This window comes from Haloarcula sp. KBTZ06 (genome assembly GCF_048595605.1).
GTDB lineage: Archaea > Halobacteriota > Halobacteria > Halobacteriales > Haloarculaceae > Haloarcula > Haloarcula hispanica.
In genome coordinates, this window is sequence record NZ_CP184337.1 from 95443 (window position 1) to 114017 (window position 18575).

Sequence of the window (18575 nt, forward strand, 5' to 3'; positions counted from 1 at the left end):
TGTGTCGTGCCGACTGCGTTGGATCTTCGTGTGTGCCTGTATCTGGGCCTGTTGGTCGGCGGCCAGCGCCGGAATCGCGTTTCACTTACTGCTGGACCGCCTCGACGACGAAGGTCACGTCGCTGATCTCGCTGAGATCGTCGCCATCGACGCCGTCATCTCGGAGGTCGACAACGATGTCCAGTTCCACGGTGTCGCTGTAGCCGCCGTCTGAACTCCCGCCGTCGGGGTCGAGCGTGATAGCCTGGTCCGAGCCGACAATTGAGACGCCAGCGGACCCCTCCCGGAAGTCCAGAACTTCACCGTTTGTGGGGTCATCCCCAACCCCGGTAGTGCTGTCATCAATATAGAGGTTGACCTTGGATTGGCTGTTGTTGTCGACCTCCAAAGCGTTCTCGAAGCTGGTCTTCGCTTGTTCGTTGAGATTCGTCTGTTCGAAGTTGATGATATCAACCGACTCGTTTGTGTCCGTCCCGACGATGCTCGTGGCACCGCTCCCCGGGCTGAACCCCACCTGTGCCGATCCGGTATCGCCGGTGACTTCGAGATTGACGTTCCGGTCTGCTTCGATAGAGGTGAACGCACCGGATCCAAACACCGCACCCGTCCCCACACTGGCTGCACCAATACTAAGGAGAAAGCCACGCCGATTCATTGGAAGCTAGTTCACGGCATAGTGGCTTAGTACTGAACAGCGTTAGCGGCTTCAATGAGTGCTTTAGCCGGGCTAATGCAACAAAATAGTAAGTGGTAACCTCTCGATAAGCGAACTGAACATGAAACTGAACCGTAGAAGCGTACTCGGTCTCATCGGGACAGTCGGTATCGGATCTGGCGCGGCGTTCGGCTCTGGTGCATTTAGCACTGTCAGCGCAACGCGTGAAGTCGAAGTCAATGTCGTCGGTGCTGACGGCAACGGCTCCGAGATCGCAACCGAATTTACTGACGTGCTTGTCGACGCGTCCGCCGATGAGGTTGCGCTTCGGAATAGCAACGACGATCTCGTTACCGATGCCACGACCCTGTTTCCGACGAGTTCTGACTCTCTTGCTACCGATGGCGGTACGACTGTTTCGACCGACTACGTAAGCCTCATCGCGAACGACGTATCTGTCGTCTTTGGATACGAGGACGGTGGAACCGACGAACGGCTGATGCCAAACAGTACGTACGACTATGACAGTGGGTTCTTCAAACTGGTCAACAACGACGACGGAAACTCGACGACGTTCAATGTTGATCTGAGTACCGGCAGTGGCCTTCTCTCCGGTATCGGCGGGAGCACGGATACCTACAGCGAAGATGTGTCTGCGGGCGGGGTTTCTGACCTCTCTGCAACCCTCGAAACGGGCGACAGCGCCCAGGAAACCGAAGACCTGACAATCACAATCACTGAAGTATAACGGGTTGGCTCTGCTGTTCGACTCCTTCACCTATCCATGCCCTGCTGCCGGCAGACGCCTGTCCCTGGCGGTGGATGTCTAGCGTAGAAAACACAGTTACTTACCATTTACAATCAAATACGAACAAAAAATCTATCAAGTAGTGCAGTCTAAACAGAAACATGGGACAGGTGGGGGTTAGCCGGCCAGAAGAGCGACAGCTATCGCGTGATGACGTATACGACATACTGAGCAACCAACGGCGCCGGTACGCTTTACACGCGATAAAACAGGAGGACGAGTGCGCCGAACTCTCTGACCTTGCCGAGCAAGTCGCTGCGTGGGAAAACAACAAGTGCATTCAGGAGATCACGTCCACGGAGCGACACCGCGTGTACACGTCAATGCAGCAGACACACCTCCCGACACTTGAACGCGCGGGCGTCATCACGCACGACAACGGGACAGTTACGATGACCGATACAGCTGACAGCCTTGACGTGTATCTTGATGTCGTCCCGGGGGATTCAATTCCGTGGGCGGAGTACTATCTCGGACTCGCCGCTGTTTCGCTAGCGCTCGTCGTCGCTGTCTGGGTCGGTGTCTTTCCACCGTCGGTTCCGTCGCTCGTGTGGCCGACGGTCATCACGCTGCTGTTTCTCGTCTCTGCGGCGTACCACGTCACGGAGACTCGCCGGCTGCAACTCGGCGCAGCCGATAAGCCACCGGAGTTGTCGGAATGAACAAGAAGTGGACCCGACGTGGTGCACTCGCGTTCATCGCTGGTGGGGCAGGCCTGCTCGCTGCTGAAACATCCGGTGTCACTACCATCGACGCAAAGCGGTCCAGTAACCTGAAAGCGACCGACGGCAGCGATGCACTGCTTGGTATCGACATCGGCCCAGTCAGTGGAATGGACGGCCAGCAAGTGACACTGCTAACGCTCACCAACAACTTCGACCAGCAACTTACGAGTGTTCGTGTCAGCCCCGGTCCCGCTCCACCGTTCGAAACTGTCCAGACGCCGAACAGGCTTCTGCCGGGCGAGAGCGGCGATGTCACAACGACGCTCGCCTGTGACTCAGAAGGGAGTACCACTGTCAACCTTGATATCACTGCTACCGGCGACGACCAGCGTATCGAACTGAGCCGATCGGTTTCAGTCGAGTGTCGCGACCCCAAGGTGTCGTGGTGGCACTTCGAAGATGTTAGCAGAACGGATATCCCGGATTCCTGGGCCGCTGGCAACGATGGCGAACGGGAGTTTAGTTTTGACAGGGACCGCGACCGCTTTTATGAACCAGACCTAGCGACATCCAGTCAGGGCCGCGGCGAAGTGCTCAATTTCGATGGTGACGATGCCGTCACCGTTCCTGACGACGATACGCTCGACTTGACTGATGATTTCTCGCTCTCTGCCTGGGTATTCCCCCGAAGCCAGAATGGCCTCACACGACTGTTCAGCAAGTGGAACTCCCGTGGCGACGATAGCTATCAGTTCGGCTTCGGTGGTGGTTGGAAGGGTTCGGACGACAGAGAACTGCTCATCGAGACCACCGACGATAACAAACTCACGGGTGTTTCGCTGACGAAGAACCGGTGGGCACACGTCGTGTGGACCCACGGATCACAGGACAGGGTGTACGTCAACGGGGCGCAAAAGGGGCCGACGTTTTCGCTCCCCGATGCGCAGGCGTCCGAACAACCGCTTCGAATCGGTACAGGACTCAATTCTGGCGGGAACGCTATCTATGGATTCGACGGTGCCATGGACGAACCCAAGGTGTACGACGCCGCGCTCACCGCCGAGCAGGTGAGCAATCTCTACAATTCAAGCACGGCAAGCGCAGGTGGTGGCGGCGGCGATATCACCGGCTGAACCCGCGATCATTCACGCCCAAGCAGGCGGCGTACCTGTCGCTTCAGCGGGACCGACCGGTCTCGGCTCCGCTCGCGCGTTGTTCCGAACCCGAAGGTCGCCCCAACTGCCGCTGTGAGGCTTCCTAACACCAGGAGATTGAACGCCCCGATTGCCACCAGCGGGTGGACTCGGTGCAGTCCCGCGATGACGCCCGGCGGTGCTAGCAGGAAGTATCGATGCTCTTCGACGGTCACGACCGCCTGTTCGCCCGGTGGTGGGGCAGGCACCGACAGCGTTGCCGTCGCGGACCCGCCGCGCTGGACGACAAGCCGGTTACGGTCCATCGTTGCGTCCGGGTTTGGGGATTCGAGGACGATGAGCATCGTCACCAGCCCGCCGTTTTCGGCAGTGAACTCGCTTTCGACGGTCTCCCCGGGCGTGACATCCTCGCTAGTGCTGTCGATGGTGACGCTGTGAGTGCCGCTCGGAGCGACCATCGCCGCGTTGGCTGGGACGAGAATCAACACTGCCAGTGCGAGTATAACCGTCCAGCCATTGATGGCGTCCCCATCGCGCGAACGAGTCCGTTCTCTGGTCCGCTCCTCGCTGGCCCGGAAGCTGTCGACGAAGACGAGTAGAAACAGCCCGAGCCCGATAGAGATGAACAGTCCACTGAGGCCCTGCCCGCTCGTCAGGTCGCTGTTGCCCGGCCCGCCAATCAATACCAAGCCGCTTTCTGCCGCCGTTCGAGCGGAGCTGATGGCGGTGCCGAGACCGGGGAGCCGGACGACCTGTCCGTTGATCTGGAGTGCTGTCGCGACGACTCGGTCGTCCGTGACAACCGGCTCACCTCCGCTCTGGTCTCTGAAGGGGTTGTTGTCCCCTTTCGTGATGTAGCCGCCGTCGGTCTCCGCGACGACCCGGTGTGTCGTCAGTCCGCCGCCCTGTAGCTCGACCGCTTCGAACACGATGACGTCCCCCGGCTCAATCTCGCCAGCGACGGGTGCAGGAACGGCGACGAACGCGTCGCCCGTGTTCAGCGTCGGCGACATACTCCCTGAGGTCACGTACCCCAGCAGGATCGGCTGCCCGAGGAGTTGCCCGATAACGAGGGAGAGAACGACGAGGACAGCAAGCAGGGTGAACGCGTCCTCGACGGCCTGCCGCAGCATACCTGCAGTAGCCGGTCACAGGTTTTCAACCCTCCGAACAGCGGAGCAGTCGACGCAGTCGCTCATTATCCGAAGCGTACGAAATCGGCGCATGTGGTCTCTGCGCGCGACGCACTGTCGTATGGCGACCGCGTGGCAGGCCAGTTCTGGTCGACCATATCACTGACCGTCTCGATCACTCTGTTTCGACAGGGATCGTGTGGACCTGCCGGAGCGGCGCGATGTGTGCTTTCGCCGCCTCGTCCAGTGGAAAGGTCCCGTGGATGTCGGCCGGGACCTGGCCGTGGACGACACGCCCGAACGGCGCGGCGGCGGTGGGATACACCTGCTCGGCCAACCGGGCGACAGGGGCCGCGACATCGAGGCCTTCCAGCGCTTCCTTCACAGCCGCTTCGCCGACGTGAACGGACTCGCCTTCAATCAGGATGAACGCAAACGGCAGGTCGTCGAACTGTGCCTGGAGAAACGCCTGAATCGCGTCGGACTCCCAGGGGACCGGCGTGATGTCCGTGGCACAGCGGGTTACCGTCTCGGCAGCGCGCCGGAACAGGTCGGTACTGCCGTCGTAGACGAGAAGCGACTGAGTCACACCCCATGTACGGGTTTGGGCCGTTTGAACGTTGTGTAGTGTCACAACGGCTTATGCTTCTGTCCCTCTACGCTTCTGTATGGACGCACGGGACGAACCGATGACCAGACTCGCCCGGCGACTCGAAACAGTACTGGAGAGCGCGCTTGCCGATAGCGTGTCGTGGGCGGTCACTACTGACGGCCAAGTCGTCGCTCGACTGCCCGACCGCGAGTTCGCGTTCGAGCGGAACGATAGCCCGGATGGGTACCGGTGGACAGTCGTGTTACGCGCGGACGGGGCGGTCGTGAGCAAGTTCGGACCGTTCGAGACGGTCGACGGCGTCGTCGAGCAGGTCGAATCGCTCGTTCACTCAGAGGTTCGGTACACGGTTTGCTGTAACGGCTAACTGTCCCAGCGCCAGCACTACCCATCACGCGAATTCAGCGGCCGCGTTTCGGTCAGCGACACGTCGCTCGTGGGTAATCTCTATACGAACCCCGCACCAACGGATAGGTGTATGAGTTTGCTCAAGAGCAAGCACCTCCTCAACGGGATCGTCTCACTGGTCGTCAGCGTCGGTATCACTGTCTGGCTGGCCGACGACGAGGACGCGCCGTGGAGCCTGACTGACATGGCCATGGCCGTCGCTATTTCGTCGTTCCTGTCCGGCTTTTTCACCAGCTACTTCGCCGACTAACCGGGGAAAACGGGGGAACACCGATGCCGTTCCGGCCCGTCCGACTGGTATGGACAAACCAGAACCCGTCGACGACTGGCCCCACCGCCCGTTCTCGCCGACGGAAGCCAGTGCCTTGCTGGATGACATCGATGGCGCTGTCGCGGTCTGGGTGATGCACCACGACAACGACGTTCGGTCGGCCGTCGTTCTCGATGACGCCCCCGAGGACGCAGTCATCGACATTGTCGTCGAGACCGAGGCTGCCTTCGAAATGTACAGTTACACGAGCGGCGTGTGGATGGACTACGGTACGCAGCGGAAAGACGATCCGGATGCCCCGTCGATGGCAGGGACGCTCGACAGCTACGACGTTCTCGCTGGCGAGTCCGATATAGCCTGATCGATGCGATACATCGACACCGCCGTTACTGGGGCGAGACGCCCGTGCCACCCGTCTATCAAGACACTCGAAAAGTAATCATTAAACGGCGCGGCGACTGACCCTCCTGATATGCAACGACGAGCCGCGGCGGCGTACTTCGCGTTCTTCCTCGTTATCAGTGTTGCTGCGTACGCCTACATCGGCGTCGCGGAGAGTCAGCGGCCGGCGGTGTCGCTCGACGCTGACGCCGAACTGACCAACGAGAGTACGTTCACTGTCGACGGAACGGAATACACAGCCACGAACATCCACATGTCCGGCGGCGGCGGTGGCGGCCACGGCGGCGGTGGCGGTGGCAGCATGGCAGCTGACCTCTCGTGGACGAACGAATCGTCACGGTATACAGCGACGCTAGAGCACAACGCCACGACGACCTACCAGAACGATACCTACCGCGTGCACACTGACAGCAACGAGAGTACGGTGACCCTCGAAGAAGAACTCAACGTCAGTGCGCTCCTCGCCGAGGACACCTCAGTCCAGAACACGCTGGCGACCCAGAACGGGACCGAGTACGTAGTCTACCGGTCGAACAACACGCAAGTCCCGCTGAGTGAATGGCTCCCAGAGCCGGAGACGGTGTCGTTCACCACCGGCGATACCTACCCGCACGCGACCGATAGCGGCACCCAGGAGACCACGATCTCCGAAGTGACCGACGACGGCGCGACCCTCGAATGGTTCGCACCGCGCGAGAACACAATCGAACTTTCGGAGGGTGGGAACGTCACGCTGAACGAGCAGCAGTTCTTCACGCACTTCCCAGACCATAGCACCGTCCAGATCGTCCCGATTCAGCAGTACGACCAGTACCAGACGACGCTCGACCAGCAGGACTACTTCCACGAGCGCAAGAACGGCATCTGGGGCGTCTCGATACTCTCGGGCATCGCTGCCGTGCTGATGCTAGGGATGGCGTATATGCCCGTCCGCGGATAACAAGACGTCTGTTTTCGGCTCTGTTCTTGGCGACTGACTTACGCGTCGGCTGCCCAGCTGATGTACGCCAGTCCGACACCGATCAACCCCATCACGACCGCTGCCGCCAGTTGTATAATTACCGCGCCCATCGACGCGTACGTCTGCCACGGCGTGCTGGCAATCGCAGCGAGCGTGGCGACGACGAGCAGTACGCCCACAGTCACGCCCAACGGGCGCAGCGGTTGCGCGAGTGCGCGCTGAATTGTACCGGTATTTCCGTCCATACTGGTGCCATCCGCCGTCTCGGTGGTAAATGAACCGGTCTCGAACTCTGTCCTGTCGCGCTGCTTCTTGTACACAGAACAGCGGGCCGGGCAGGAATTGAACCAGAGGAAGACATACTCGCTCACATTCGTTCGCTGTGCGTGCCTTCCAGGGTTCAACTCCTTCCTGCCGGTTCACTCACCGACTCGCGGTGCTCGTCGGTTCGTTGCACGGGCCGGGAGGGAGTTGAACCCCCGACCATCTGGTTAAAAGCCAGACGCTCTGCCTAACTGAGCTACCGGCCCTCGCTATTCGCTCGGGGGAGCGGCGATTAAGACCTTACGGTCCGTCGTCGAAGTACGATTCGATAGCCTCGCTGATGACTTCTCCGGGGGAGGCCCCATCGAGTGCGGCCTGCCGGCGGAGTCGACAGTAGGCGTCGCGGCCGAGTTGTGTCCGCAACTCGCCCAGCGCGTACCCGTTTCTGGCGAGCGCCGCGTCCACGGACGCGCCGTCGTTGACACTGCTGGCAACGGACCGGATCTGGCGGACGGTGAGGTCGTGGTCGAGGGCGGCCCACGCCAGCAGGAGGCGGGACTCGCCGGAGACTCTGGCGATGTGTTTGGCCGCCGTCGGCGCAATTTCTCCCTTGGCGACGTGAATCCGGACGGACCGCGGGAGGTCGTGCACGCGGGACCACTTCCGGATGAACGAGACCGAGGCTTCGCCACCGGCCCGTTCGGCAGCGGCCTTGTAGGACCCCTCACCACGGACCAGGGCTGCACACGCGGCCGCGCCGCGCAGAATGAACACGTTGTCGTCGGCGCCGGCGGTGTTCTCGGAGAACTTCTCGACCGTTCTGGCGGCGAGCTCGAGGCTCTCGGGGTCGTCGGGATCGAACTCGATGGCCTCCTCGGGCCGCTGGCCAGTGAGTGCCGGGTCCCCGCGGATGACCGGTTTACCGACCGGTGATTCACGGTCGGTCGATGGAACGTAATTGTCGGGCCCCTCAGGCATCGATACGTGCTTGGGGAGCACCGCACAAAAGTATCCCGTACAGGGGTGTCATACAGGCTATTGTAAGTCATTCCGGGATTTCGCCGACCCGGGCCGGCGCAATTAATACGCAGTCACAACAGTCTGTATCAGTCGTCAGAGGCGCTCTCGCGCTCTTCGCTCATGTGCTCCCAGATTTCTGTGCAACCGCAGCCATCCTCGACGTTGTCGAGGTGGTCTGTGGTCGGCTCTTCGCGTTCGGCGTCGTCGTCGTGGGTCTGTTGTGCGTTCGTCATCGTTTCTGTCACAGCAGCGACCTGCGTGGCCGCCGCGTGGTGTCGTACTCCTTCGTAACGCCCCCACTATCTTAAACACGGACTCTCCTGTAAGCTTGGCCCGCACTGCGACTTACAGGCAACATATGTTTGTATCTCGTACAGATCCCACCAAATAGTGGGTCATTATGTTCTGATACACTCACCGCATGACTGCGGTGGATTCGACCCGATCCGGTGATACTTGTGACCGCCGATGCTCTCAGGTATCTCTGGAATCTAATGATATGTAATGACGACCGACGTTCACCAGCTCGACGACGGGGCCTGGATTTCCGTCAACGACTCGCGGGAAGTGAACGTCTCGGACCTGTGGTTGTTGGCTCGAAGCGACTTCTGTGGGTGTGAGACGACGGATTTCCTCGCCGAGGGGTTCGTAAAAGTGGGCGTGGATTACCCGGATATTCAGGCGCGAATAGCCGGTCAGTGTATCGCCTGCGGTGAAAGCGGTGTTACCGACTGGCTGACGGTCGGCCGCGTCGTAGACCCCGATTCCGGCGAATTCTACGGTGTCGTCCACGAGAGCGTCCATTTTCCGGAGAAGCGAACCCGGCTTGCCCGTCCCGAAGAATAGGCAACAATTTCTTGTTTCGGGGAGTGGTGGCGACGGTTGACGGCAAAGTGTGTTGTATAAGTCTGTGAGACTTGTGGAAGAACACATTAGCTATGCCCAGTAAAGTCGAGAAATGGAAAGACGAGGTCTACGGTAACGAGATTCGAGAGCATCTGATGGAGTTCGCAGAGAAGGGCTGGGACGCCATTCCGGAAGACGAGCACGACGCCTGGTTCGAGCGCTTCAAATGGTGGGGGCTGTACCACCAGCGTTCCGGCCAGGAGTCGTATTTCATGATGCGCATCGGGACGCCAAACGGCGTCATCAAGCCCGGCCAGCTCGAAGTCATCGGCGAAGTCGCGAAGGAGTACGCGACCGGCCCCGTCGATAACCCCGAGTTCGGCGAGGCCTACTGTGACTGGACGACCCGCCAGAGCATCCAGCTCCACTGGATCAAACTGGAGGACATCCCGGAGATCTTCGAGAAGCTCGAAGCCGTCGGTTTGGGCACCCAGCAGGCCTGCGGTGACTCCTGGCGGAACATCGTCGGCTGTCCCGTCGCCGGCAAGGACAAACACGAGCACGTCGACGCCTGGCCCGTCGCCGAGGACCTCCACGAGACGTTCAAGGGCAACGACGACTACTCGAACCTCCCGCGCAAGTGGAAGGTCGCCATCGCCGGCTGTGACGAAGGCTGTGGCCAGGGCGACATCAACGACCTCGCCTTCGAGCCCGCCGAGAAGGACGGCGAACTCGGCTTCAACGTCCGTATCGGCGGGGGCCTCTCCCGCAAGGAACCGCGCCTCGCCCGCGATATCGACGTGTGGGTGCCGCCGGAGCAGGCCGCCGACGTGGCCCACGGCATGTCCGCGCTCTTCCGCGACCACGGCGACCGCGAGGACCGCTTCAACGCCCGCATCAAGTTCCTCATGGACGAGTGGGGGCCGGAAAAGATGCGCTCGGTCCTCCAGGACGACTACGTCGACTTCGAACTGCCGACCGCCGGCGAGGACATGCGCGACCAGTACAGCTACAACACCGGGTCCCAGGACGGGCACAACGACCACGTCGGGATTCACGAACAGAAGGACGGCAACTACTACGTCGGCCTGAACGTCCTGGTCGGCCGCATGGGCGCCGACGACGTGCTCGAACTCGCGGAACTCGCCGACGAGTACGGTTCCGGCGAGGTCCGCTTGACCCAGCGCCAGAACATCATCGTCACTGACGTCCCCGAGGAGAACCTCGACGAGTTCACCAGCGAACCCCTCCTTGAGAACTACTCCCCCGAGCCGTCGCCGTTCATGCGCGGCTCCATCGCCTGCACGGGCACGGAGTACTGCTCGCTCTCTATCGTCGAGACGAAGAACCGCCAGGTCCGCTACGCCCGCTGGCTCAAGGACAACGTCGAACTGCCCGAGGACCACAAGGACTTCCACATCCACCTCTCTGGCTGTACGGCCTCCTGTGCCCAGCCCCAGATCGCCGACGTGTCCCTGCGCGGCATGAAGACCCGCAAGGACGGCGAACCGGTCGAGGCGCTCGACATCGGTCTCGGCGGCGGCCTCGGCGACGACCCGCGCTTCGCCGACTGGGTGGAGATGCGCGTCCCGGCCGACGAAGTCCCCGGCGCGATCAAGAACCTCGTCAACAACTTCAAGAACGCCCGCGAGGGCGGCGAGACCTTCCGTGACTTCGTGGAGGACCGCGACGAGGAAACGCTGGCCGAGATGGTCGAGCCCGAAGAGACGGACTACCACGACCCGTACATGCACAACACGAAGATGACGTGGTACCCCTACGCAGAGGACGACGACATGCAGTCCTCGCCTGCGCCGACTGACGGCTCTGGTGAGCCCCTGCCCTCCGACGACTAAGGCGCACTGCTGGGCATTCGCGTCTCGACTGTTGTCGAATTGCGCTGTGACCCGCCTTTCTCACACAGTTTCTCCCGACGCTGTGGCCGGGAGCGCGCTCTGTCGCGCGACCCGGGGGAGGGCAGGTCTGCCTGAGGATGAGACACAATTTAAGTCACCGTGAACATACCGCGAGCGAAGCGAGCGGTTTCCCCGGACTCGCCGCGGTGTGGCGAGTCCGGCCTTTTTCGTCGACGTTTTTCAAGGAGTGGTTCGCGCTTCGCGCGAACCCGACGCAGAAAAAGGTCGTTGGTAAGCCTTATTCGCCGCACTGGCGTAGCAGTAAGTGGCAGCGGGAGGCCGGCTCCCGTGGCGCAAGCCATGAGGAAAGTCCCCCCACCTGTCGGACAGGTGACCGGGCGCAAGCCCGGGGCGGGAGACCGTCGGCTCTGGAACAGCAACGACACGTCGTTGCCGGACCGATGAGGTGTGCGAATCCCGAGCGAGGCTGGTCGTGCCCCACCAGACGGTGCGGCACGCGGCCAAAGCGAGGGAGAGTTAACCCACCGAGGGCAGTCGCGACCCGGTGACTCCGGGGCGCGCAGTTGTGGACCACATCTGTGCTCCACCCGTGGGCCGCAGACGCCCCACCCATTCCGTGGGCCGCTGATGCGCCCCACGCTCCCGGCGACGGACCGATGGAACGGCGAAACCTCACCGGTGCAAGGCCGCGTCGACAGGTAGTCCGACGCTGCGCGCAAGCGCTGGACGTGGCCGCTCAGCCGAATGCTGGCCCGAACAGAAGGGGGCTTACTCCCCGCAGCCACTGATTCTGATAGCGGCGGGTCCGATGGTTACAAGCCCGCGCCGGCCGCAGGCCAGTGTATGACCGCAGCCGACCTTATCGACGCAGTTCGTGACGACCAGCAGACGGAACTCTCCCGACTGGGCTCCTCGAAGACGCTCTATGCTGACACCCGCGGCGAGATGGAACCGGACGTAGTGCTTTCGGCGGCCGCCGCCCGCGAGCAGGCAGCTCACGACACGTTCGACGCCTGGAGCGACGACGGCCACGACGACGCGGCGGTGCTGTTCGCCGATGCGGCGGGCGAGACGGCTGAGCGCCGCGATAGCATCGACGCCGATCCGGTCGACCGGACGCCGGCAATGCACGGCGTGCTCGCTGACCTCGATGGGACCGTCGAACGCCTCGGCGGCTTCGTCGGCTGGTCGCTCGTCGACAAGAAGGTCAAAGAGCAGTACACCGGCTTCTTCACCGGCCAAGCGGACCCACAGACGGCGAGTACGTTCCGCAGCGCCGGCAGCGACGTGGTGGACCTCCGCGACGAGGCCGCCGAACTGCTCGATGCGGTGTGTGAGAGCGACGACGACTGGGACGCCGCGGAGGCTGCTGCTATCGATGTCATCTCGACGGCTTACGACGAATACTTCGAGACGCTCGAAGATCTCGGCGTGAACCCGAAGCCGGTCTGCTAACGCTTCACGAACCACGCGGCTCAAGTCCGTCCAGCCCGATGTGTGGGTAATGAGCGACACCGGCGGACCACTCTCTATCGACCGACCAGATGTCGACCGCGAGTTCCGTGTCGACGCCCCGTTCGAGCCGGCGGGCGACCAGCCCGAGGCTATCGAAGGGCTCGCGTCGGGCTATCGCCAGGGGATGGACCGGCAGACCCTGCTCGGTGTGACTGGCTCCGGGAAGACAAACACCGTTTCCTGGGTCGTCGAGGAGATTCAGCAACCGACCCTCGTTATCGCCCACAACAAGACCCTCGCGGCCCAGCTCTACGAGGAGTTCCGCGAGCTGTTCCCGGATAACGCCGTCGAGTACTTCGTCTCCTACTACGACTACTACCAGCCCGAGGCCTACGTCGAGCAGACGGACACCTTCATCGACAAGGACGCCTCCATCAACGACGAGATCGACCGGCTGCGCCACTCCGCGACGCGCTCACTGCTCACCCGGGACGACGTCATCGTCGTCGCGTCGGTGTCGGCCATCTACGGCCTCGGTGACCCGCGAAACTACATCGACATGTCCCTCTCGCTCGAGGTGGGCCAGGAGATCGAGCGCGACGACCTGCTCGGTCGGCTGGTCGACCTGAACTACGAGCGCAACGACGTGGACTTCACACAGGGGACCTTCCGCGTGCGCGGGGACACGCTGGAGATCTACCCGATGTATGCCCGCTACGCCCTCCGAGTGGAGTTCTGGGGCGACGAGATCGACCGGATGCTGAAGGTCGACCCGCTGGAGGGCGAGGTCAAAAGCGAGGAACCGGCCGCCCTGCTCCACCCGGCGGAACACTACTCGATTCCCGAACAGCGGCTCCAGCGGGCCATCGACGAAATCAAGGAACTGCTGGACCAGCGTATCAGCTACTTCGAGCGACAGGGCGACCACGTCGCCGCCCAGCGAATCGAGGAGCGGACCACGTTCGACATCGAGATGATGCAGGAGACGGGCTACTGTTCGGGTATCGAGAACTACTCGGTCCACCTCTCGGACCGCGAGACGGGTGAAGCCCCTTACACCCTGCTGGATTACTTCCCCGATGACTTCCTCACGGTCGTCGACGAGTCCCACCAGACGCTCCCCCAGATCCGCGGCCAGTTCGAGGGCGACAAGAGCCGCAAGGAGAGCCTCGTCGAGAACGGCTTCCGCCTGCCGACGGCCTTCGACAACCGCCCGCTCACTTTCGAGGAGTTCGAGGAGAAGACCGACCAGACGCTGTACGTGAGCGCGACGCCGGGTGACTACGAGCGCGAACACAGCGATCAGGTGGTCGAGCAGATCGTCCGTCCGACCCACCTCGTGGACCCGGCCGTCGAGATCGCGTCGGCGACGGGCCAGGTCGAGGACCTGTTGGAGCGCATCGACGAACGTGTCGAGCGCGACGAACGGGTGCTCGTCACGACGCTGACCAAGCGGATGGCCGAGGACCTCACGGAGTACCTGGAGGAGTCCGGCGTCGACGTGGCATACATGCACGACGAGACGGACACGCTGGAACGGCACGAACTCATCCGGTCGCTCCGGCTTGGCGACATCGACGTGCTGGTCGGCATCAATCTCCTCCGGGAGGGGCTGGACATCCCCGAGGTGTCGCTCGTTGCGATTCTGGACGCCGACCAGGAGGGGTTCCTCCGGTCGGAGACGACGCTGGTACAGACGATGGGCCGGGCCGCCCGGAACGTCAACGGCGAGGTCGTGCTGTACGCCGACGAGCGCAGCAACGCCATGCAGTCGGCCATCCAGGAGACCCAGCGCCGCCGGCGCATCCAGCAGCAGTACAACGAGGAACACGGCTTCGAGCCGACGACTATCGAGAAGGAAGTCGGCGAAACGAACCTGCCGGGGAGCAAGACCGACACCGGCGGCATTTCCAGCGACGGCGCGAGCGACGCCGACGAGGCCGCCCGCCAGATAGAGCAACTGGAAGAACGGATGCAGGAGGCCGCGGACAACCTGGAGTTCGAACTGGCCGCGGACATCAGAGACCGCATCCGCGAACTGCGCGAGGAGTTCGATCTGGACGGCGGCGACGACAGCGACGGCGTGCCGGCACCCGGTCCGGAGTTCTGACCCGGAATCTAGACTCTGGTCTGACCCGGGTTCTGGGCACCGCTCTGATACTGCCCGCTCGCGCTGCTGTCAATCGGCCCGCTGACTCGCCCCTGTCCGGCACCGATGCCGCTGTCATCTCGACTTGGATTAATACAACCAAAATTGTTTTACGCGCTACTGCAGTTGTATAGCGTGATGTCCCGCGTCTCGCTCCCACACGATGCGAAGGCCGGTCCCACCAAGCCGGAGGTCCGGGCCGTTCTCGCTAGCAAACTCGCTCTCACCGGGTCCGACCACTTCGCGGAGGTCGGTTCCTGTACCGGCGCCGTCACCATCACGGCGGCGCGCCGGGCCGGGCGGGTCACTGCGCTCGAACGCAAGGGGAACCGACTCGACGTGACTCGCAAGAACCTCGCCGCTAACGACGTCGACGCCGATGTCGAACTGCGTGAGGCCGAGGCCCCGGAGGGCTTGCCGGACGACGCCGACGCCCTCTTCCTCGGCGGGTCGCGCAACTACGAGGCCATCCTCGACCACGCGGTCGAGACCGGTGTCGACCGAATCGTGATGAACGTCTCGCGGCTCGAAGTCGCTGGCGCGGCGACGGAGGCCTTCCGTGAGCGCGACATTCTGGAGGAGGTCGTCCAGTTCCAGGTGAGCCACGGCTACGAACTCGCCGGCGCGACGAGTTTCAACTCGGAGAACCCGGTGTACATGCTCGTCGGCAGCGCCAGCGAGGACGTTGCCGCCGACGGCGGGTCGCCGGCCGAATCTGCGGCGCAGGACGGAGGCGACCGATGACGCTCTACGGCATCGGCCTCGGTCCCGGCCAGCCCGACCTGGTGACCGTCCGCGGGAAGCGCGCCCTCGAATCCGCCGACGTGGTGTACTCGCCGGGGCGGCTCTCGCGCTCGGTCGCGACCGAACACGTCCCCGAGGAGCGCATCGGCGACCTCGACTTCCCGATGACACGCGACGAGGAGAAACTCCGGGCGGCTTGGAAGGACGCCGCCGCCGAAATCGCGCCGACGGCCCGCGACGGCGACGCCGCTTTCGTCACGCTCGGGGACCCGAACGTCTACTCGACCTTTGGCCATCTCCGGCGGACGCTGGCGGCGTTCCACCCCGAGGTCGACCTCGAAGTGGTACCCGGCGTCAGCGCCATGTCGGCGTTCGCGACGGCGCTCGGCGTCGAAATCACCGCGGGGTCAAGCTTAGCGCTGCGTGAGGCCGACCGCGGCGCGTCGCCGACCGGCCCCGATCGGATGATCCTGTTCAAGGTGACCGACGCGCCGGCGACCCACGAGGGGCTGGTCGAGGCCGGCTACGACGTTGTGTACGGCCGCCGGCTGTTCATGGAACAGGGCGAGACAGTTGTCACGGACGACCCAAGCGAAATCGACGAGCGAGACTACTACACGCTGGCCTACGCCGAGAAGCCCGAGACCCGCGTCGAGCAGGCGACCGACGCCTTCCTCGAAGCGGCCGACGAGAGCGGCGTCGTGACCGACGGCGGCGAAAACGGGTCTGGGGCGGTAGTGCGACAGGAGCGCTCCGAAGCCGCTCTCTGTGGCGACGAGGTGCAGCATGACTGAGGAACCGAACGAGGCTGGCGAGACTGACAAGACGGACCCGCAGACGGCCATCGACTCCGTCGCCGGCAACCGCGACGACCGCGTCTACGAGCACAACGCCGGCGACGAACAGGAGGGCATCCCCTTCGTCGGGGCCGGACCGGGCAACCCCCGGCTGCTGACCGTCGCCGGCCGCGAGCTACTGGCCGACGCCGACCTCGTGGTCCACGCCGGGTCGCTCGTCAACAGCGAACTTCTAGAGGAGTACTGCGCCGACGCCGAGACAGTCTCCTCCATCGGCAAGGACTTAGAAGAGCTGATTCCGCTGATGCGCGACGCCTACGAGGCCGGCGACACCGTCGTCCGGCTCCACAGCGGCGACCCCGCGATTTATGGAGCCGCGCTGGAGCAGATGGATGCGCTCGAACACGAGGGGGTCCCGACCTACATCGTTCCCGGCGTCACCTCGGCGTTCGCCGCCAGCGCGACGATGCGCACGCAGTTGACGCTGAACGAGGTCGCCAACCACGTCGCCTTCACCCGCCCGCAGGGCAAGACACTGGACGAGGACGAGGATCACATCTCCGAGTTCGTCGGCATGGGCGACGTGACGACCTGTATCTATCTGGGAACCCACGCCGTCAGCGAGACGATGGACCGTCTGCTCGAAGACGGCCACGACCCAGAGACGCCTGTTGCGGCGATTTATCACGCTTCCTGGCCCGACGAGGACGTCATCGAAGGCACGATTGCGACCATTGGCGAGAAACTGGAAGACGCGGGGTATCGCGCCTCCGCGATGGTCGTGATTGGGGACGCTGTTGGTGGTGAGGACTACGAGCGCTCCTTCCTCTATGGCGACTGGGCGAACCGTGGAAGTGACTCGACTGACGGAACGCAGGAAGCCGACGACTAGGATGACTCGTCAAATTGGTCAAGCACAATTCGAAAGCCCCCGGTCGCTCCGGTCGAGGGCCTCGCTGTGCGCGCTCGCTTCGCTCGCGTGCTTGCTTCGGCCGTCTTTCCGGAGCGACCGGCCCCTTTCAGTCCACCCGACAGCACCGCGCTGCACCGCGAGCCACACGCCTCCCCAACCGACTCACTCCCGACTGTCGTCGGCCGTTCGTCCCTCGCACAGCATCGGCGCGCCATCCGAGCGCGCCAGCGCGCGCCGACAGCAGTTTCGCGTCACCTCGCAGTCGAGTATTGACTCACAGACATCACCCACGCGGCTGCCCGGCCGGTCGCCTGGGGCAGTTTCACCGGCCGGACCTAACTCATGAGCACTGACACAGACGACGACTCCGGTTCGCACGGTTGCAAAGCACCCGATTCAGACGGCGAAGTAGCCGAGAATATCGCTATCGTCGCGTTCGAGCGGAAGATGGACACCGCCGAGGACATCGTCGACGGCATCGGCGACCGCTACGAGTCCATCGACATCCTCGAATACCACGGCGACGTGTTCGAGGAACACTGGGGCGAGTACGACTGCTTTATCGGGCTGATGGCGAGTGGCATCGCGATGCGCAAGACGGCCCACTTGCTCGACGACAAGTGGGACGACCCCGCAATCTGTGTCGTCGACGAGGAGCTCACCTGGGCCATCCCCATCACCGGCGGCCACCACGGCGCGAATCAGGTCGCCGACGACCTCGCAAGCATGGGCGCGGTGCCGGCGATGACGACCGCGAGCGAGGCCGCCGACAAGCAGGGCGTCGAGAAGCAGGCCAAGGCGCTTGACGCCCACGTCGTCAACGGGGACTCGACGGTCGCGACGAACCTCGCCGTGCTGGACGACGAACTCGGCCCCATCGAGCGCCTCGACGGCCCGAAGGCCGTGTTGGTCGACGACGACGTGACGGTGCTCAAGCGCAACAAGGACGACGGCGTCGTGCTCGGGTGTGGCAGCGTCGCCGGCGCGGATGTCGAGCAGTTCCACGCGGCCTGGGAACAGGCGCTGGACGAGGCCGACCTCGACCGCGACGACGTGGAGTTCATCGCGACTGGCACCCGAAAAGCCGACGAGGAAGGCATGCTCGCCGCTGCTGAGGAGTGGGGGCTGGGTGTCATTGCCTTCGAGAAGGAGACGTTGGAGGAGTTCGAGGGACCGACCCCCTCGCGGTCGAAGGAACTCATCGGGTGGCCGGGCATCGCCGAGGCGTCGGCCATCGCCGCCGGTAGCGAGCACGATCTGCTGGCCGAGAAGACCCGCTATGACGAAGCTGTGACCGTCGCTATCGGGCGCTAATCTCGCTTTTTCTCAGGCATTGCGGTTTCAGTTCCGGTCTTCGGTCACCGAGCAGCTACTGAACCATCTCTGGCCGCGACTCCACAACTGTCCCGAGTTCTTGCCGCTGTACAACTCTAAACTTATTTA

Annotated in this window: 21 protein-coding genes, 1 tRNA gene and 1 other RNA gene; 16 read left to right on the forward strand and 7 right to left on the reverse strand. The window is 63.0% G+C overall.

The window, feature by feature from the left end; all coding sequences use genetic code 11:
- Positions 1 to 85: 85 nt before the first annotated feature.
- Positions 86 to 613: a hypothetical protein gene (locus ACNO8S_RS00515; protein ID WP_014039244.1), complete on the reverse strand. Its 528-nt coding sequence runs from the start codon at positions 611 to 613 to the stop codon at positions 86 to 88.
- A gap of 163 nt (positions 614 to 776) precedes the next feature.
- Between ACNO8S_RS00515 and ACNO8S_RS00520 the strand changes: the two genes are divergently transcribed.
- The 3 genes from ACNO8S_RS00520 (at position 777) to ACNO8S_RS00530 (ending at position 3261) form a co-directional block, all read left to right on the forward strand.
- Complete coding sequence (locus ACNO8S_RS00520; RefSeq protein ID WP_420182323.1) at positions 777 to 1403, forward strand: hypothetical protein; 627 nt, start codon at positions 777 to 779, stop codon at positions 1401 to 1403.
- Between the two features lie 161 nt (positions 1404 to 1564).
- Positions 1565 to 2125 carry a DUF7344 domain-containing protein gene (locus ACNO8S_RS00525; protein WP_050007652.1) on the forward strand — a complete coding sequence of 187 codons (561 nt, stop codon included), beginning with the start codon at positions 1565 to 1567 and terminating at the stop codon, positions 2123 to 2125.
- Entirely contained in the window at positions 2122 to 3261 is a 1140-nt protein-coding gene (locus tag ACNO8S_RS00530; protein ID WP_050007651.1) for a LamG domain-containing protein, read from the forward strand. Before ACNO8S_RS00525 ends, ACNO8S_RS00530 begins: the two co-directional genes overlap by 4 nt.
- A gap of 8 nt (positions 3262 to 3269) precedes the next feature.
- Here ACNO8S_RS00530 and ACNO8S_RS00535 read toward each other — a convergent pair whose 3' ends face one another.
- Both ACNO8S_RS00535 and ACNO8S_RS00540 read right to left on the reverse strand, forming a co-directional pair.
- Positions 3270 to 4415 (reverse strand): signal peptidase I, encoded by a 1146-nt coding sequence (locus ACNO8S_RS00535; protein WP_420182324.1) that lies wholly within the window; start codon positions 4413 to 4415, stop codon positions 3270 to 3272.
- A gap of 175 nt (positions 4416 to 4590) precedes the next feature.
- Entirely contained in the window at positions 4591 to 5004 is a 414-nt protein-coding gene (locus ACNO8S_RS00540) for a hypothetical protein (RefSeq protein ID WP_014039249.1), read from the reverse strand.
- A 79-nt stretch (positions 5005 to 5083) separates the two neighbouring features.
- Between ACNO8S_RS00540 and ACNO8S_RS00545 the strand changes: the two genes are divergently transcribed.
- The 4 genes from ACNO8S_RS00545 to ACNO8S_RS00560 all read left to right on the forward strand — a co-directional run bounded on the left by ACNO8S_RS00545 (position 5084) and on the right by ACNO8S_RS00560 (position 7046).
- A complete protein-coding gene (locus tag ACNO8S_RS00545) occupies positions 5084 to 5392 on the forward strand; it encodes a hypothetical protein (protein WP_129755900.1) in 309 nt (102 codons plus the stop codon).
- A 111-nt stretch (positions 5393 to 5503) separates the two neighbouring features.
- Entirely contained in the window at positions 5504 to 5683 is a 180-nt protein-coding gene (locus tag ACNO8S_RS00550) for a hypothetical protein (RefSeq protein WP_014039251.1), read from the forward strand.
- A gap of 49 nt (positions 5684 to 5732) precedes the next feature.
- Positions 5733 to 6065: a hypothetical protein gene (locus ACNO8S_RS00555; RefSeq protein WP_420182325.1), complete on the forward strand. Its 333-nt coding sequence runs from the start codon at positions 5733 to 5735 to the stop codon at positions 6063 to 6065.
- A gap of 111 nt (positions 6066 to 6176) precedes the next feature.
- Positions 6177 to 7046, forward strand: coding sequence for a hypothetical protein (locus ACNO8S_RS00560; protein ID WP_146418050.1), 870 nt, complete (start codon positions 6177 to 6179; stop codon positions 7044 to 7046).
- 38 nt (positions 7047 to 7084) lie between these two features.
- Here the strand turns inward: ACNO8S_RS00560 and ACNO8S_RS00565 are convergent, their stop codons facing one another.
- From ACNO8S_RS00565 to ACNO8S_RS00580, 4 genes are all read right to left on the reverse strand, one after another.
- A complete protein-coding gene (locus ACNO8S_RS00565) occupies positions 7085 to 7438 on the reverse strand; it encodes a hypothetical protein (protein ID WP_261385018.1) in 354 nt (117 codons plus the stop codon).
- A gap of 85 nt (positions 7439 to 7523) precedes the next feature.
- Positions 7524 to 7597: transfer RNA gene (locus ACNO8S_RS00570), tRNA-Lys, on the reverse strand.
- 34 nt (positions 7598 to 7631) lie between these two features.
- Positions 7632 to 8309 carry a DUF7119 family protein gene (locus tag ACNO8S_RS00575; protein WP_050037418.1) on the reverse strand — a complete coding sequence of 226 codons (678 nt, stop codon included), beginning with the start codon at positions 8307 to 8309 and terminating at the stop codon, positions 7632 to 7634.
- Positions 8310 to 8437: 128 nt separating this feature from the next.
- Entirely contained in the window at positions 8438 to 8584 is a 147-nt protein-coding gene (locus ACNO8S_RS00580; RefSeq protein ID WP_008311379.1) for a hypothetical protein, read from the reverse strand.
- A 271-nt stretch (positions 8585 to 8855) separates the two neighbouring features.
- On the opposite strand from ACNO8S_RS00580, the gene ACNO8S_RS00585 reads away from it, so the two are divergent.
- The 9 genes from ACNO8S_RS00585 (at position 8856) to cbiG (ending at position 18446) form a co-directional block, all read left to right on the forward strand.
- Positions 8856 to 9197: a hypothetical protein gene (locus ACNO8S_RS00585; RefSeq protein ID WP_005536443.1), complete on the forward strand. Its 342-nt coding sequence runs from the start codon at positions 8856 to 8858 to the stop codon at positions 9195 to 9197.
- A 92-nt stretch (positions 9198 to 9289) separates the two neighbouring features.
- Entirely contained in the window at positions 9290 to 11053 is a 1764-nt protein-coding gene (locus ACNO8S_RS00590) for a nitrite/sulfite reductase (RefSeq protein WP_014039257.1), read from the forward strand.
- Positions 11054 to 11380: 327 nt separating this feature from the next.
- An RNA gene (gene rnpB / locus ACNO8S_RS00595) (RNase P RNA component) lies at positions 11381 to 11857 on the forward strand.
- A gap of 60 nt (positions 11858 to 11917) precedes the next feature.
- Entirely contained in the window at positions 11918 to 12529 is a 612-nt protein-coding gene (locus tag ACNO8S_RS00600; protein WP_014039258.1) for a hypothetical protein, read from the forward strand.
- A gap of 49 nt (positions 12530 to 12578) precedes the next feature.
- Positions 12579 to 14639 (forward strand): excinuclease ABC subunit UvrB, encoded by a 2061-nt coding sequence (gene uvrB / locus ACNO8S_RS00605; RefSeq protein ID WP_420182326.1) that lies wholly within the window; start codon positions 12579 to 12581, stop codon positions 14637 to 14639.
- A gap of 177 nt (positions 14640 to 14816) precedes the next feature.
- Positions 14817 to 15422, forward strand: a complete 606-nt coding sequence (gene cbiT, locus ACNO8S_RS00610) for a precorrin-6Y C5,15-methyltransferase (decarboxylating) subunit CbiT (RefSeq protein ID WP_050037422.1) — start codon at positions 14817 to 14819, stop codon at positions 15420 to 15422.
- Positions 15419 to 16216: a cobalt-factor II C(20)-methyltransferase gene (locus ACNO8S_RS00615; RefSeq protein WP_014039261.1), complete on the forward strand. Its 798-nt coding sequence runs from the start codon at positions 15419 to 15421 to the stop codon at positions 16214 to 16216. Before cbiT ends, ACNO8S_RS00615 begins: the two co-directional genes overlap by 4 nt.
- Positions 16209 to 17111, forward strand: a complete 903-nt coding sequence (locus ACNO8S_RS00620) for a cobalt-precorrin-4/precorrin-4 C(11)-methyltransferase (protein WP_420182327.1) — start codon at positions 16209 to 16211, stop codon at positions 17109 to 17111. The genes ACNO8S_RS00615 and ACNO8S_RS00620 overlap by 8 nt, the downstream gene beginning before the upstream one ends.
- 363 nt (positions 17112 to 17474) lie before the next feature.
- Positions 17475 to 18446: a cobalt-precorrin 5A hydrolase gene (gene cbiG, locus ACNO8S_RS00625; protein WP_014039263.1), complete on the forward strand. Its 972-nt coding sequence runs from the start codon at positions 17475 to 17477 to the stop codon at positions 18444 to 18446.
- Positions 18447 to 18575 lie beyond the last annotated feature (129 nt).